Genomic DNA, 15,636 nt, shown 5'->3' on the forward strand with positions numbered 1-15,636 from the left:
GTGCCGTACAAGGTTGCGGCCTATCACAAATGCACCGCCGCTCACGACCGCGCCGCGAGGGTGCAGAGCGCCAATTCCGTGCGCCGGCTGCCCGATGGCAGCTGGTACGCCGACAATTTCGACGGCGTCGGCTTTATCGATGGCCTCAAGGCAGGCGGACATGAGATTGCCGGCCGCCGCATCCTTCAGGTCGGCGCCGGCGGCGCCGGCGCGTCCCTGGCCTATTGTCTCGCCGAAGCCGGTGCCGAGGAAATCCGCTTGGCCGACATCGATACCGGTCGCGCCGAAAAACTGGCGGCGCTGGTCGCGCAGGTCTTCCCGAAATGCCGCATCCAGGTTGGAGAGGCCGAGCCTTCCGGCATGCATATGGCGATCAACGCCACGCCGGTCGGCATGCACGCCGGCGACCCGCTGCCGCTGGATGTGAGCCGGCTGACCCCGGACATGACGGTCGTCGACATCATCATGGAGCCCGCCGAGACCCCCCTGCTAAAGGCGGCGAAAGAGATTGGCTGCCGCATTCAGCCGGGGCGCCCGATGATGGATTTCCAGGTCCGGGCCATGTCCGAATTCTTCGACATCGAAGGCAAGGGTCGCGGCAATGGCTGAGACATTGACGGCCGTCGTCATCGGCGGCACTTCCGGCATCGGACGCGCGATAGCGCTGCGCTTCGCCGAGGACGGCTACCATCTGGTGGTCGCCGGCAGGGATGCGGCACGGGGCGATGAGGCGGTTGGCGCCTGCGCGGCGGTCGGCGCACCGCGCGCGCTGTTTGTCCAGACCGATGTCGCCGAATCCGGCTCGGTGGAAGCGCTGGCGCAGGCCGTCAGCGACGCGTTCGGTACCCCGCACGTCGTCGTCAACTGCGCCGGCATCCTGCAGAGTGGCAAGCACGTCCTCGACCAGGATCTGGACGAAGACGAGAGGATGTGGCGAGTGAACTATCGCGGCACCTTGCTGGGTTGCCAGGTGTTCGGTCGGCTGATGTCGGCTGCCGGGCGAGGCGCGATCCTGAACGTCGGCTCGCTTGCCTCCTTCGCGCCGCTGTCCCTGCCCGCCTACACGCCCGGAAAGCATGCCGTCCTGGCCTTGACCCAGATCCTGGCCGCCGAGCTCGGTCCGCACGGCGTACGCGTCAATGCGGTGGCACCCGGCTACACGCTTTCGGACGGGCTGAAAGCCAGGATCGCCAAGGGTGAGCGCAACCCCGAAGCCATCCAGGCGACCACCGCGCTGCGCCGCTTCGTCGAGCCGCGCGACGTTGCCGAGGCCGCACTGTTCCTCTGCTCCGACCGGGCCGCATCGATAACCGGCGTCACCCTGCCCGTCGACGCCGGCTGGCTCGTTCAGGCGCCCTACGCACAATATCTGCAGGGAAACCCCATCCGCCAGACGCCGGCAATCTGAGTCCATCCGGCGGAGGCCGGAAATCTGACCCATCCGGCGGAGGCCGGAAATCTGACCCATCCGGCGGAGGCCGGAAATCTGACAAGGACAATCCAATGAGTGACATCAAGCGCTTCGACTTCGACACCCGCATCCACCACGGGGTCATCCACAATGGCACCCTCTACCTCACCGGCCAGGTCGCAAAGCCGGGTCAGTCCGCAGCCGACCAGATGCGCGAGGCGCTTGGCAAGGTCGACGTCCTGCTTGCCAAGGCCGGTACGGACAAGACACGTATCCTTCACGTGCAGATGTGGCTGGACGACATCAGGGATTTCGACGAGGTCAACACGGTCTGGGACGGATGGATGCCGAAGGAGCATGCACCCGCGCGCTCTTCCGGCGAAGGACGGATGGCCAAGCCTGGAATGCTGGTCGAGCTGATCGTCACCGCGGCGGTTTGAATGGCCTTGCCGGTTCGGGCATCATCGCGAATCTGGCTAAGGGGAGACTGATGACGAAGCGCAAACCGCTTTCCACTGTCGTGGCGGAGAGTCTGTCCGAAAAGATCCGTTCCGGATCTCTGCTTCCCGGCGCGCAATTGCCGACCGAGGCGGAGCTTTGTGCCGAGTACGACGTCAGCCGGACGGTGGTGCGGGAAGCGGTGGCGCGATTGCGCTCCGAAGGGATGGTGGTGCCGCAGCAGGGCCGCGGCATGTTCGTCAGCGAAACGCCGGCGCCGCGCAATTTCTCGATACCGGACGAGGCGCTGAGGACCTTGCCGGAAACCATTGCCCTGCTCGAACTGAGATTGAGTGTGGAAGTGGAGTCCGCCGGGCTATGCGCGGAACGGCGCACCGATGCGGAGGCGAGTGGAATCCGAACCCTGATGGAACAGGTCGACGCCCAGCAAGCGGATCCCGCTGTGGTCCAGATCCACTATGACTATGATTTCCATCTGGCGATCGCCAAAGCCGCGCGCAACGAATTCATCCACGGCTTCCTGAGCTATCTCAGGCCGATGATCGTTCCACGCTTTCAACTGGGCTACGTGGTCACGCCGGCGCTCAAGGACAGCTATTACGCACGCATTCACAACGAGCACAAAACCATCGTGGATGCCATCGAAAGGCAGGACGGTCGTGCCGCTCGCCAGGCCATGCGCAAGCATCTGCACAACAGCCTCGGGCGTGTGCGCGCTTTGGCACGGGCTTCGGGCGTCGCGGCGACAGAGGCAGAGCAGCAGGCGGCTGCGGCCTCGCTCTTTACCGATATGAAGAGGCCTGTTTCGACCGGCGGATAGGCCCCGGCTTCGATCACCCAGGCATTCGCACTCACCCAGATTAGCCACCGCATTGCGAAAGCCATGTTTTGGCTCCGCCAGCTGACCTGAACCGTTTCCCGCAGGTTGAGAACATCGTTTTCCCGTCGTTTCCTTCGGTTTTCAGCCTCGGCGCCGAGGTCACCACCTGTCCAGGTTTCGGGCGGGAGAAGAGAATTCGAAAGTTTATCTTTCCTTTTTGCTGGTTTTCTTGGTTTCGCGGCATCGGCCCAGGCCGCAGACTGAATCAGGCAATCAGGGAAGCCAACGTGACGACAGCCTTCATCACAGGTGCAACAAGCGGCATAGGGCGGGCCATGACGATCGCACTGAGCGACGCCGGCTACGATGTCTATGCGGTCGGGCGCAGCCAGGCCGCGCTCAAGGCGTTGCAGGCCGAGCGATCCGGCATCGTGCCCATCGCCGTCGACGTGACCGATCGCGAGGCGCTGGAAGCTGTTCTGGCGGATCTGACCATCGACGTGCTGATCAATAATGCCGGGATCATGCCACCGTTGGGCAATTTCGCCGACATGAAAATCTCCGACATCGACACCACGCTGGAGGTCAACCTCAGCGCGGCAATCCTGCTTACCCGCCTCGTCGTTCCGCAGATGCGCGAGCGGCAGGCTGGCCACATCCTGTTCACCGGCTCCACCGCGGGCCACGCGGCATATTCCAACATTGCCGTCTATTCGGCCACCAAGGCGGCGATATCAGGCTTTGCCGCCGCGTTGCGCGCCGACCTCTCCCCATCAGGCGTCCGTGTCACCGAGATCGTCGCCGGCCGTGTCGAGACGCAGCTCTACCAGGACATCCTCGACGCAAAGGCGCGCGCGGCCATGTACGCCAGCAAAGTGGTGCAGCCGGATGACGTGGCCGGAATGGTGGTCGCGGTACTCGGCCTGCCCGCATGGGCCGACGTTACCCGTTTCGACATCATGCCGACATGGCCAACCTCGCCAAGCGGCGCCAAGTAAGGAAAAACTGGAATGAAGGATCTTTCCGTTCTGATCGTAGGCGGCGGCGCTGGCCTCGGCGCGCTTTTGGCCAGGATGGCTGTAGAGGCCGGGGCTGCAAAGATCGGCATCATCGACATCAACCAGGACGCCGCCGAAGCCGCTCTCGCACCGGCAAAGGCCAACGGCCTGCCGACCGCGGCCGCCCTGTGCGACATCCAGGTCGGCCCTCAGTGCCACGCCGCCTTCGACGCCATCGTTTCGAAGCTCGGGCGTATCGACACGCTGATCAATTGCGCCGCGATCTACCCTCGCCGCCCGCTCCTCGAGATCAGCGACGCCGATTGGGATGCCTCCAATGGCATCAACATCAAGGGCACTTATCATATGATGGTGGCAGCCGTTCGCCACATGCAATCGCAGGAGCCGAAGAGCCATGTGCGTGGCCGGATCGTCAACCTGACCTCTGTCGATGCCTTCAAGGCGCATCCGCAGAACGCCCACTATGCGGCAACCAAGGCCGCCGTGGTCAGCCTGACGCGCTCCTTTGCCCATGACGTCGCAAAACACGGGATCCTGGTCAATTCGGTGGCCCCCGCAGGCATGGCCACGGAGCGGGCCAAGGCCCTCGGCTTCCTCGAGGAACTGGCCAAGGCGAGCCCGCTGGGTCGTGGCGCCGAGCCTGCGGAGATTGCCGAGTGGGTTCTCATGACCGGCGGCCCCAAGAATACCTACATGACCGGAGAAAACGTAATTGTTTCAGGTGGTTATATATACGCCTGAGCTATTTTCGCGCGCCGGCGGCGCTGAATTGTCCAACAGGAACGCAAGCGAAAGGAGGTGGAATAGACGATGACCGGCAAGCTTCGCCTTCCCTCGCTGAATGCGCTTCGCGTCTTCCACGCCGTCGCGCAGCACAAGAGCTTCCGGCAGGCGGCGGATGAATTGCTGGTCACGCCGCAGGCCGTCGGACAGCAGATCAAGCTACTGGAGGACACGCTTCAGGTGACACTGTTCGAACGCAAGGGGCGGTCGGTCGAATTGACCGAGTCTGCCATCCTTCTCTCGCACTATGTCAAAGCTGGGTTCGACGAATTTTCCGAAGGTGTTCGCCGCGTCACCAAGTCGAATTACCGGGACCGCATCAACCTGAATGCGAGCCCCTATTTCGCGACCCACTATTTGCTGCCTCGCCTATCTCTGTTCCGGGAGATATTGCCCGGTGCGGATCTGCGCCTGACGACGATGGTCGATCTGCCCGATTTCGGACGCGACGACATCGATATGACCGTCCAGTGGGGCTACGGCAATTGGCCGGACTACGAGACCATACTGCTGGTGCCTGATCCGAAGGTCATCTGCTGCACTCCGGCCATCGGCGAGAGCATCAAGTCGGCGCAGGACCTGACGTTGTTCACGTTGCTGGACACCGTCAAGTCGAAGCGCCTTTGGCCAGACATTTTACGCCACCTTGCCATCGAGCAGACGGACGGCAACCAAAGCATCAGCTTCGACGATGCCGCGACCATGCGCCGTGCAACCCTGCAAGGCATCGGCGTCGGTCTCGTCTCCGTCATCGACGCCGAGGAAGATTTGAGGTCGGGCGCGCTGGTCGCTCCGGTCGGGCGCGACGCCCTTGCCGATATGCGGCCGGAAGAAGTTCCTGGATTCTACCTGATCGTCCCGCGCGGGCACCTGCGCGTGAAGGCGGTCGCCGCCCTTCACCGATGGCTCGCCCAGCAGGACTGGGGCAGCGATCTGAAGATTTCCTCCGTGCCGAAACCGACCCCGCTTTCCGACTAGGAGCGGCTTTGAGACCGAGCTCCGAAAGAGAACTTTTGGGCCTCCAACAACAAGAAACCAAACAACCTCAACAGTGGAGACGGAACATGAAGACGATGAAATGGGGGGCCGCAGCCATGGCCCTTGGACTTGTGCATTTTGCAGCGCCGGCAGAAGCCGCCGGCGGCAAGACGCTGGAAGCCGTCAAGGCGCGCGGCGTGCTCAACTGCACCGGCCATGACGGGTCTTACCTCGGCTTCGCCGAAGTCGACGACAAGGGCAACTGGAAGGGCATGGACATTGATCTCTGCCGGGCGGTGGCCACGGCCGTGCTCGGCGACCCGGCAAAACTGAAGGTCGTTCCGATCAGCTGGGCGCAGCGCTGGCCGTCCCTGCAATCGGGCGATGTCGACATCATCATCAAGGCGTCAGGCGGCACGCTCAGCCGCGACACCGAGCTCGGCCTGCAATTTTCCATGTCCTATTACCTCGGAACGACCAAGGTGATGGCGCACAAGGAGCTAAACCTCAAGTCGCTCAAGGATGCGGCCGGCGGCACGATCTGCATTCCCGCCGGCACGTCGCAGGAACAGCAGGTCGCGGCCTATACGGCCAAGCTTGGCATCAAGCTCGAACCCGTGCTCATCGAAAAGACCGAGGAGCTCGAGCAGGCCTATTTCTCCGGACGCTGCGATCTCTATGCGCAGTGGGGCCCGACGCTCGCCATTGCGCGCATCGCCAAGAGCAAGGTCGACGACCATGTCATCCTGCCCGACGTGCTCGCCGTCGAGCCTGAAGTCATGATCATGCGCCAAGGCGACGACAATTGGGTTGACATCGCCAACTGGACGCTGAGCACGCTGATCTTCGCCGAGCAGGAAGGCATCACCTCCAAGAACGTCGACGAGGTCAAGGCCAAGCCGACCTCGCCGCAAGTCGCCAAGTTCCTCGGCGTCACGCCAGGCATGGGCAAGGGTCTCGGTCTCGATGATGACTGGGCCTACAAGGTGATCAAGAACGTCGGCAATTACGGCGAAATCTTCGAGCGCGACCTCGGCAAGGACTCGCCCTACAAGATGGACCGCGAGTTGACCAACCTTTGGAACAATGGCGGTGTCCTGTTCCCGCTGGTGATCGACTGATCCGTCCTTAACTCACCCGCTCCAGGCCCCGCCCGGCACAGCCGGGCGGGGTCGGCGACAATTCGGCAAGGATCTTTGGATGGTCAGCCTGCTGAGAAATCAAAAGGTCCGCAACGCGCTGTTGCAGGTCCTCTATGTCGGCTCGATCGCCGCGATGGTGCTTGCCGGCATCGTGATCGCCCGCCGCAACCTGGCTGATCAGGGGATCACCTCCGGATTCGACTTTCTGTTCAAGTCGACGGGTTGGGATGTGAATTTCTCGCTGCTGCCCGCCACGGCCAATGATCCCTATTGGTGGTACTTCCTCATCGGCATCATCAACACGCTGTTCCTGGGGAGCGTCGGCCTGATACTGGCGACGATCGTGGGAACGATCGTCGGTCTGGCGCGGACGTCTTCGAACGATTTGGCGCGGCTGCTCGGCCGTACCTATGTGGACATCTTCCGCAACATTCCGCTGATCCTCCAGGTTTTCTTCTGGTATGCGATCATCACGCACCTGCCGACGCCGCGCAGCGCGCACGAAGCCTGGGGCTTCCTGCTCACCAGCCGAGGACTCTACATCCCATTCCCGAACGTCGGCAGTGCCGCGTTTGCCGCAGCCACAGTGGCTGTGATCGCGGCCATCGTGCTGCCGGCCTGGCTGGGCAGGACGTCGCTCCTTGCCCAGCCGATCGGCCAGCGGCGCACCATCCAGTTTGCCGCCGCCGCAGCGGCACTGGCCTGCGCGACCATCATTCTGGCTCTCGGACGTCTGCCGGATACGCCGCTGCTGGACTTCCCTGCCCTGCAAGGCCTCAATCTGAGAGGCGGCCTGCGTATCCCTCCGGAGTTCGCCACCCTCGCCATCGCCATCGCCATCTATGGCGGCTCCTACATTGCGGAGATCGTGCGCGGAGGCTTCAAATCTGTCGGCACCGGCCAGGTCGAGGCAGCCCTTTCCTTGGGCCTTAGTCCCTGGCGGGTCTTCACGCTGGTGCGGCTGCCGCTGGCGCTGCGTGCCATGCTGCCGATCCTTGCCAATCAGTATGTCTGGCTGATGAAGGCGACGACGATGGGCATCGCCGTGGGCTTCACCGACTTCTTCATGATTGTGGCGCTGACGATCAACCATTCCGGGCAAACCCTCGAAGCGATCGGCATCCTGATGGCAGGCTTCCTCGCCATCAACCTCAGCCTTGCCGCCGTCTTCAACCGCATCAACAAGGCAATTGCCCTCAAGGGCAATCAACTGAGGGGCTGAGAGATGGAGATGGTCATTGTCGCTCCACCCGCTCCCGGCAGGCTTGAGGATCTGAGGCGACGCTTCTTCGCGACGCCGCTTCAGGCGGTGGTGTCGCTGGCCTGTCTGACGATCATGGTCTTCCTGGTCTGGAAGCTGCTGAATTGGGCGGTTTTCTCGGCTGTCTTCACCACCAGCGGCGGGCCGGAAGCCTGCCAGGCGACAGCGGGAGCCTGCTGGTCGGTCATCGCAGCGAGATGGCGGATCATCTTCTTCGGCCTCTATCCCTACGAGGAACAATGGCGCTCGGCGCTGGCCTGCGTCGCCGTTGTGGTGATGACGGTGCTGAGCTGTATCCCGGCGTTCTGGACGGGCCGCCGGATCGCGCTGGTATGGGGAGCCGGAACAGGCCTTTTCTACCTATTGATGAAAGGCGGCGTGCTTGGCCTTGCCCATGTCGGCGAGGAAGCCTGGGGCGGGCTGGCGCTGACCCTGTTCATCTTCGTTACCACCTGCCTGATCGGTTTCCCCTTGGCGATCTGCCTGGCCTTGCTACGCCGGTCGGAGCTGCCCTGGATTTCGCGGACCACCGGCCTCATCATCGACGGGGTCCGGTCGCTTCCGCTGATATCGATCCTCTTCACCTTTGCAGTGGTTCTGCCGTTCGCGCTGCCGCAATGGCTGCAGGGCGATAAGCTTTACCGCGTGATCCTCGGCTCCGCTCTGTTCTTCTCCGCCTATCAGGCTGAGATCGTGAGAGGCGGCATGCAGGGCGTTGCGACAGGACAGGAGGAGGCTGCCATGGCGCTCGGCATGCGCTACTGGCAACGCATCAGCCGCATCCTCCTGCCTCAGGCAATGCGCAACGCGATGCCGGCCACGATCAACCAGTTCGTCATCTCGTTCAAGGAGACCTCGCTGGTGGTCATCGTCGGTTTCTTCGAGATCCTGGCTTCCGGCAATGCCGCCTATGGCACCGGCGAATGGCGCTTCGCCTATGTCGAAGTCTATGCCTTCATCGCCTTCATCTACTTCATCTTCGTCTTCAGCCTATCCCGCTATGGCGCCTTTCTCGAGCGCCGCATGTCGGTCAGCGAACGGTAAGGAGGCGTGCAGGTGATCTCAACCAATTCGACCGGTGAGCCGGCGCTCCGCATCGAAAACCTCGACAAATACTACGGCACGTTCCAAGCACTGCGCGGGATAAACCTTTCCGTACAACGGGGCGAAAAAATCGTCGTCTGCGGACCCTCCGGCTCCGGCAAATCGACGATGATCCGCTGCATCAACCGCCTCGAACAGCACAATGGCGGCCGCATCGCGGTGCTCGGGACCGAGCTCAACGACGATGTCGGCAATATCGACGAGATCAGGCGTGAAGTCGGCATGGTGTTCCAGCACTTCAACCTGTTCCCGCACATGACGGTGCTGGAGAACTGCATGATCTCCCCGATGATCGTGCGCAAGCAGCCGCGGGCGCAAGCCGAGGCAACCGCCCGCCACTACCTGGAGAAGGTGCGCATTCCCGAGCAGGCCATGAAATATCCCAGCCAATTGTCCGGCGGTCAGCAGCAGCGCGTCGCCATTGCACGCGCACTTTGCATGCAGCCGCAGATCATGCTGTTCGACGAACCGACCTCGGCGCTCGATCCGGAAATGGTTTCCGAAGTGCTTGACGTCATGGTCACGCTTGCCTCGGAAGGCATGACGATGATCTGCGTGACGCATGAGATGGGCTTTGCGCGTCGCGTGGCGGACCGGGTGCTTTTCATGGACGGCGGCGAGATCCTCGAAGAAGCGCCTCCGGACGAGTTCTTCACCTCTTCCCGCAACGAGCGCACTCGACAATTCCTGTCGCAGGTGCTGGGTCATTGATTGGAAGCAACGATCCGGGACGTGTCGCACGGCACGCCCTCAGCTAACTCGGGTAAATCAATGACCGATCCCGCCACCGCGCTGCACGAGATTCTCGGGCCGAAAGGCTGGCTTTCGGGCCGGGATGCCGAGCCCTACCAGCGCGATTGGCTCAATCGCTACGGCGTCGCACCTCTTGGCGTTGCCAGGCCCGCGAATACGTCGCAGGTTGCCAGTGTCGTCAAACTATGTCGCGAGGCCGGACTGGCAGTCGTGCCGCAAGGCGGAAACACCGGGCTTTGCGGCGCCGCCGTCGCCGAGCAGCCGAATGCGGTGATCGTCTCGCTGTCACGCATGACGGCGATCGGGAAGCCGTATCTGGACAGCGGATCGATCGTCGTCGAGGCGGGTGTCGTGCTGGCCACGCTGCACGAGGCGCTGGAGCCGCATGGGCTGATGTTTCCAATGCATCTGGGCGCAGAAGGCAGCGCCAGGATCGGCGGCCTGATCGGCACCAATGCCGGCGGCAGCCAGGCTTTCCGATACGGCATGATGCAGGATCTCGTCCTGGGTCTCGAAGTCGTGACGCCTGATGGCGGGATTTGGGACGGACTGCGCGCGGTGCAGAAGGACAATGCCGGCTATCAACTGCGCAAGCTGTTCTGTGGCGCTGAGGGCACGCTCGGCATCGTCACGCGCGCGATCCTGCGGCTCTACCCCAAGCCTCGGCAGCAAGCGAGCGCCCTTCTGGTCCTGCCCGACTTTGCCGCCGCCGTTTCGTTCGGCGCCTTCCTGCGCGGCGAGGCCGGGGAATTCCTGACTGGCCTCGAGTTCTTCTCCGATGTGGGCCTGCGATTGGCGCTCAAGCACGTGCCCGACCTTGCCTACCAACTGGAGACACGGGGCGACGTCTATCTGCTGGTCGAACTGGCATCGGGGTCGTCACGCGTTCCCCTGGACGAGATCCTGGCTTCGGCTCTGGAATGGGGCATGGAACAGAGCCTGGTTAGCGACGGCGCGCTGGCGGCGACAGGTGCGCATCGCGCACAATTCTGGCGGCTGCGCGAGGAGCAACCGGAGGGACAAAGGCTGGAAGGCGAGCAACTCAAGCACGACATCTCCGTCCCTCCAGGTGCAATCGCCCGTTTCGTCGAGGCTGGCGCGAAGATCTGCGGCGGCATTCTTCCCGGTGTGCGGATAAACCCGTTCGGGCACCTCGGCGACGGAAACATCCATTACAATTTGTCTCCGCCGGAAGGTCGTGCCGATTTCGACGGCAAGGCCGAGCTGTTCGCAGAGGCGCTGTCATCTCTTGCCACTCAGATGGGCGGCAGCTTTGCCGCCGAGCATGGGCTTGGCCGGGCAAAGGTGGTCATGGCCGACCGCAATCGCGGCCTGGTGGAGCGAGAGCTCATGGCGCGGCTCAAAGGCGCGTTCGATCCGCTGGGCACGATGAACCCGGACGTCCTGGTTCGCGCCTCTCGGGAAAGAAAAACTTTCGAATAGACGGCATTTCTTGGTTTCGTCTCGATGCGCCAGCGTGCACGTATGAATCCGAAAGGCAGGCTCGATCCGCTTGCCGCCTGAATGAAGGATGTCGCAGCATGATCCGCAATGGCGGTCGCCTTCTTGTCGAATGCCTGATCGCGCTCGGCGCGACCAAGAGTTTCGGTGTGCCGGGCGAAAGCTATCTGGCCGTGCTGGACGCGCTGCACGACACTCGTGGAAAGCTGGACTACGTGCTGTGCCGCAACGAGGGCGGCGCGGCATTCATGGCCTCGGCCTATGGCAAGCTGACGGGTTCGCCGGGCATCTGCTTCGTGACGCGCGGACCGGGTGTCGCCAATGCGTCCATCGGCGTGCACACGGCGATGCAGGACAGTTCGCCGATGATCCTGTTCGTCGGCCAGGTCGGCACCGACATGCGCGGCCGCGAAGCGTTTCAGGAAATCGACTACCGCGCGGTGTTCGGCACGATGGCGAAATGGGCGGTGGAGATCGACGCTGTCGAGCGCCTGCCGGAAATCATTGCCCGGGCCTGGACCACGGCGCTCACCGGGCGGCCAGGCCCGGTGGTGATCGCCCTGCCCGAGAACATGCTGACGACGCTGACCGATGTCGCGGCGCTCAGCGGGCCTGCCAGGGTGTTCGAGGCCGCGGCCGATGCCGATGCGCTGGCCGAGGCCCGGTCCATGCTGGCCGCCTCCAGCAGACCGGTGATCCTGATCGGCGGTGCCAACTGGTCAGCTGACGGGCGTGCCGTGCTCCAGGCTTTCGCCGAGACCTCCGACATTCCGGTGGTCGCGGCGTTCCGTTTCCAGGATCAGTTCGACAATGGCTCACCGGTCTTCGTCGGCGAGGCCGGTGTCGGCATGGTCCCGCATGTCAAGAAGCTGATCCGGGACGCCGATGTGATCCTGGCGATCAATGTGCGCTTCGGCGAGATGACCACGGATGGCTACACGCTGCTGTCTGTGCCCGAGCCGAAGCAGAAGCTGATCCATGTCCACGCTTCGGATCGCGAGATCGGCAAGATCTACGTGCCCTCGCTTGGCATCCATGCCGGGCCGAACGCCTTCGCCAAGGCGCTCTCGCCGGTCAAGGGCGACTGGGGCGCGTGGCGGTCGCAGGCACGCCAAAGCTATGAGGGCACGTTCACCGCGCCTGCCCAGCCGGGCCCGGTCGACATGGTCGAAGTCAGCCGCTGGCTGCGCGAGAACCTACCCGACGACGTCATCCTCACCAACGGCGCCGGCAATTTCACCGTGTGGCCAAACAAGTTCTTCAGGTTCGGGCCAAAGGCGCGGCTGCTTGCACCGCAATCCGGCGCCATGGGCTACGGCCTGCCGGCGGCCATCGCGGCCAAAGTGGCCTTTCCCTCACGCACGGTGGTCTGTTTTGCCGGTGACGGCGATTTCCAGATGAACTGCCAGGAGTTGGGGACGGCGATGCAGGCCGGGGCGCAGCCGATCGTCCTCATCCTGAACAACGGCATCTACGGGACCATCCGCGCGCATCAGGAGCGGCACTATCCGGCGCGCGTGTCGGGAACGAACATCGAGAACCCGGATTTTGTCGGCATCGCCCGGGCCTATGGCTTCCACGCCGAGCGGGTCGGCGCGACGGGGGAGTTCGCCGGCGCTTTCGGCAGGGCGCTGGCATCCGCGACCGGCGCGGTCCTGGAGCTGGATATTTCCCCGGAGGCGATCACGCCGCGTCAAACCCTTTCCCAAATGCGCGACGCAGCGCTCGCTTCGCATAAGGCCAACGCATGACCAGTACGGCAAATGACATCCGTCTCGGCGCGGATATCGGCGGCACGTTCACCGATATTGTGGTCGATGTGCGCGGCACGATCTTTTCCACCAAGATCCTGACCAACTATGCCGCCCCCGAACAGGCTATCCTCGACGGAATCGAGATCGTCGTGCGCGACGCCGGCATCACGCTGGCGGACCTCGACATCGTCATTCACGGCACCACGCTGGCGACCAACGCGCTCATCGAACGGCGTGGCGCCAAGACGGCATTGGTCACCACCGAAGGGTTTCGCGATGTCATCGAGATGCGCACGGAAAACCGGTTCGAACAGTATGATCTGAACCTGAAGCTGCCGCCGCCGCTGATCCCGCGCGAGCATCGCTATACGGTCAAGGGGCGCATCGGCGCGGACGGAAAGGAATTGCAGCCGCTGGACGAAGCAGCGCTCGACGAGATCGCCGACAGCATCGCCGCGGGCGGCTTCGGCGCCGTCGCCATCGGCTTCATCCATTCCTACATGAACCCGGTGCATGAGCAGCGGGCACGCGCGATCCTCGCCAGAAAGCTGGACATACCGATTTCCATCAGCGCTGAGGTCTCGCCGCAGATGCGCGAGTTCGAACGCTTCAACACGGTTTGCGCCAATGCCTATGTCCGGCCGCAGATGGCCGACTATCTGGTGCGCCTCCAGGTGCGGCTGAAGGAGATGGGGGCGAACTGTCCGGTGTTCATGATCCACTCGGGCGGCGGACTGATCTCGATGGAAACCGCGTCCGAATTTCCGGTGCGCCTGGTCGAGTCCGGTCCGGCCGGCGGTGCCATTTTTGCGGCCGACGTGGCGCGGCGCTTCGACCTGGACTCCGTCGTCTCCTACGACATGGGCGGAACGACCGCGAAGATCTGCCTGATCGAGGACTATTCGCCGCGCACGGCGCGGACCTTCGAGGTCGCCCGCACCTATCGCTTCTGCAAAGGCTCCGGCATGCCGATCTCGATCCCGGTCATCGAGATGATCGAGATCGGCGCCGGCGGCGGCTCGATCGCCTGGGTCGACGCCATGGGCCGCATCCAGACCGGCCCGGAAAGTGCCGGGTCCGAACCCGGTCCCGCCTGCTACGGGCGTGGCGGCAGCCGCCCGGCCATCACCGATGCCGACCTGGTGCTGGGCAAGCTCGATCCCGACAATTTCGCCGGCGGCGCCATCAGGCTCGACACGCAGGCTTCCGAGCAGGCGATCACCCGCGATGTCGGCACCCGGCTTTCGCTCAATTCCGTTTCCGCCGCTTTCGGCATCTGCGAGGTCGTCGACGAGAATATGGCCAATGCCGCCCGCGTCCACGCGGTGGAAAACGGCAAGAACATCTCCGACAATGTCATGATCGCCTTTGGCGGTGCAGCGCCCCTGCATGCGGCGCGGCTGTGCGAGAAGCTTGGCGTCGAACAGTGCCTTGTCCCGCAAGGCGCCGGCGTCGGCTCGGCCATCGGTTTTCTCAAGGCGCCGTTCGGCTACGAGGCGCTGGCTTCCAAGCTGATGCGGCTGTCGCGCTTCGATGCATGCGAGGTGAATGCGCTGCTCGACGGGCTGAAGACGACTGCCGAGAGCTTCGTGCGAGCCGGCACTAACAATGCCATCACCCGCGAGATCACCGCCTTCATGCGCTATGCCGGCCAGGGTTGGGAAATCCCGGTGCCGCTGCCCGACAGGGCGTTCAAGCCCGGCGATGAGGTGAGCCTCAAGGACGCCTTCCGGGACAATTATGCGCGCTTCTTCGGCCGTGCCATTGATGGCCTCGACGGATTGGAAATCGAGATCGTCACCTGGTCGGTCAAGGCGCAGGACGTGCGGCCGGCGCCCGCAAGGCACGAGATCACCATGGGGACCAGGACCGTCGCCGCTTCGCAAACGCGCGAGGTTTTCGATCCGGCGACCGGAACCGTGCAGGTTTCAGCCATCATCGAACGCGCCGACCTTTCGCCAGGGGATCGCATCAGCGGTCCGGCGGTGATCGTCGAGCGTGAGACGTCGACGGTCGTCACCACTCTCTTCGATGCCGCGCTACAGAGCGACGGTTCGATCCTCCTGATCCGCAAAGGGGTCCAGGCATGAGCGACATCTTGGAAATCCGCATGCAGGTGATGTGGAATCGCCTGATTTCGGTGGTCGAGGAGCAAGCGCTGACCCTGTTGCGTACGGCCTTCTCCACGTCGGTGCGTGAATCGGGCGACCTGTCGGCCGGCGTGTTCAATCCGCGCGGCGAGATGCTGGCGCAGGCCGTGACCGGTACGCCCGGGCATGTGAACACCATGGCCGAGGCCGTGCTGCAGTTCATGAACGAGATCCCGCGCGAGGAGATGTACGAGGGCGACACCTATGTCACCAACGATCCCTGGAAAGGCACCGGCCATCTCCATGACATCACCATGGTCTCGCCCTCGTTCCTGAACGGCGAACTGGTGGCATTCTTCGCCTGCACCGCGCACGTGGTCGATGTTGGCGGACGTGGCTTCGGCGCCGACGGCAAGTCAGTCTACGAGGAAGGAATCCAGATCCCGATCATGAAGTTCGCCGAGCGCGGCAAGGTGAACCTCGATCTGGTGAAGATCCTGCGCGCCAATGTGCGCGAGCCGAACCAGGTCGTCGGCGACTTCTATTCGCTGGCCGCCTGCAACGAGGTCGGCCATCGCCGCCTGGTCGACATGATGAAGGA

15 protein-coding genes are annotated in these 15,636 nt (G+C 63.4%); all 15 read left to right on the plus strand.

Annotation, left to right across the window (positions count from 1 at the left end; genetic code table 11):
• On the plus strand, window positions 1-609 hold a 609-nt coding region (locus tag EN879_RS05990), incomplete at its 5' end, for a shikimate dehydrogenase (RefSeq protein WP_127273983.1).
• A complete protein-coding gene (locus tag EN879_RS05995; RefSeq protein WP_063168722.1) occupies window positions 602-1,408 on the plus strand; it encodes an SDR family oxidoreductase in 807 nt (268 codons plus the stop codon). The genes EN879_RS05990 and EN879_RS05995, both read left to right, overlap by 8 nt.
• A 95-nt stretch (window positions 1,409-1,503) precedes the next feature.
• Window positions 1,504-1,851 (plus strand): RidA family protein, encoded by a 348-nt coding sequence (locus EN879_RS06000; RefSeq protein WP_013530405.1) that lies wholly within the window; start codon window positions 1,504-1,506, stop codon window positions 1,849-1,851.
• A 50-nt stretch (window positions 1,852-1,901) separates the two neighbouring features.
• A complete protein-coding gene (locus EN879_RS06005; RefSeq protein WP_063170308.1) occupies window positions 1,902-2,690 on the plus strand; it encodes a FadR/GntR family transcriptional regulator in 789 nt (262 codons plus the stop codon).
• Between the two features lie 287 nt (window positions 2,691-2,977).
• Window positions 2,978-3,688 carry an SDR family oxidoreductase gene (locus EN879_RS06010; RefSeq protein ID WP_082826690.1) on the plus strand — a complete coding sequence of 237 codons (711 nt, stop codon included), beginning with the start codon at window positions 2,978-2,980 and terminating at the stop codon, window positions 3,686-3,688.
• A gap of 12 nt (window positions 3,689-3,700) precedes the next feature.
• Complete coding sequence (locus tag EN879_RS06015; RefSeq protein ID WP_063168723.1) at window positions 3,701-4,450, plus strand: SDR family oxidoreductase; 750 nt, start codon at window positions 3,701-3,703, stop codon at window positions 4,448-4,450.
• Window positions 4,451-4,519: 69 nt separating this feature from the next.
• Complete coding sequence (locus EN879_RS06020) at window positions 4,520-5,470, plus strand: LysR substrate-binding domain-containing protein (protein WP_063168724.1); 951 nt, start codon at window positions 4,520-4,522, stop codon at window positions 5,468-5,470.
• Window positions 5,471-5,556: 86 nt separating this feature from the next.
• Entirely contained in the window at window positions 5,557-6,591 is a 1,035-nt protein-coding gene (locus tag EN879_RS06025; RefSeq protein WP_013530400.1) for an amino acid ABC transporter substrate-binding protein, read from the plus strand.
• Between the two features lie 79 nt (window positions 6,592-6,670).
• Window positions 6,671-7,834 (plus strand): ABC transporter permease subunit, encoded by a 1,164-nt coding sequence (locus tag EN879_RS06030; RefSeq protein WP_013530399.1) that lies wholly within the window; start codon window positions 6,671-6,673, stop codon window positions 7,832-7,834.
• Between the two features lie 3 nt (window positions 7,835-7,837).
• Window positions 7,838-8,917 (plus strand): amino acid ABC transporter permease, encoded by a 1,080-nt coding sequence (locus tag EN879_RS06035; protein WP_063168725.1) that lies wholly within the window; start codon window positions 7,838-7,840, stop codon window positions 8,915-8,917.
• A 12-nt stretch (window positions 8,918-8,929) separates the two neighbouring features.
• The gene (locus tag EN879_RS06040) at window positions 8,930-9,688 is read left to right on the plus strand and encodes an amino acid ABC transporter ATP-binding protein (RefSeq protein WP_027161621.1); all 759 of its coding nucleotides are present in this window, start codon (window positions 8,930-8,932) and stop codon (window positions 9,686-9,688) included.
• Between the two features lie 60 nt (window positions 9,689-9,748).
• Window positions 9,749-11,173 (plus strand): FAD-binding oxidoreductase, encoded by a 1,425-nt coding sequence (locus EN879_RS06045; protein ID WP_063168726.1) that lies wholly within the window; start codon window positions 9,749-9,751, stop codon window positions 11,171-11,173.
• A gap of 98 nt (window positions 11,174-11,271) precedes the next feature.
• Window positions 11,272-12,942 (plus strand): thiamine pyrophosphate-binding protein, encoded by a 1,671-nt coding sequence (locus EN879_RS06050; protein ID WP_063168727.1) that lies wholly within the window; start codon window positions 11,272-11,274, stop codon window positions 12,940-12,942.
• The gene (locus EN879_RS06055) at window positions 12,939-15,035 is read left to right on the plus strand and encodes a hydantoinase/oxoprolinase family protein (protein ID WP_063168728.1); all 2,097 of its coding nucleotides are present in this window, start codon (window positions 12,939-12,941) and stop codon (window positions 15,033-15,035) included. The genes EN879_RS06050 and EN879_RS06055 overlap by 4 nt, the downstream gene beginning before the upstream one ends.
• On the plus strand, window positions 15,032-15,636 hold a 605-nt coding region (locus EN879_RS06060; protein WP_164774326.1), incomplete at its 3' end, for a hydantoinase B/oxoprolinase family protein. The genes EN879_RS06055 and EN879_RS06060, both read left to right, overlap by 4 nt.

It is taken from the genome of Mesorhizobium sp. M7A.F.Ca.AU.002.02.1.1 (assembly GCF_003998535.1).
Lineage (GTDB): Bacteria > Pseudomonadota > Alphaproteobacteria > Rhizobiales > Rhizobiaceae > Mesorhizobium > Mesorhizobium ciceri.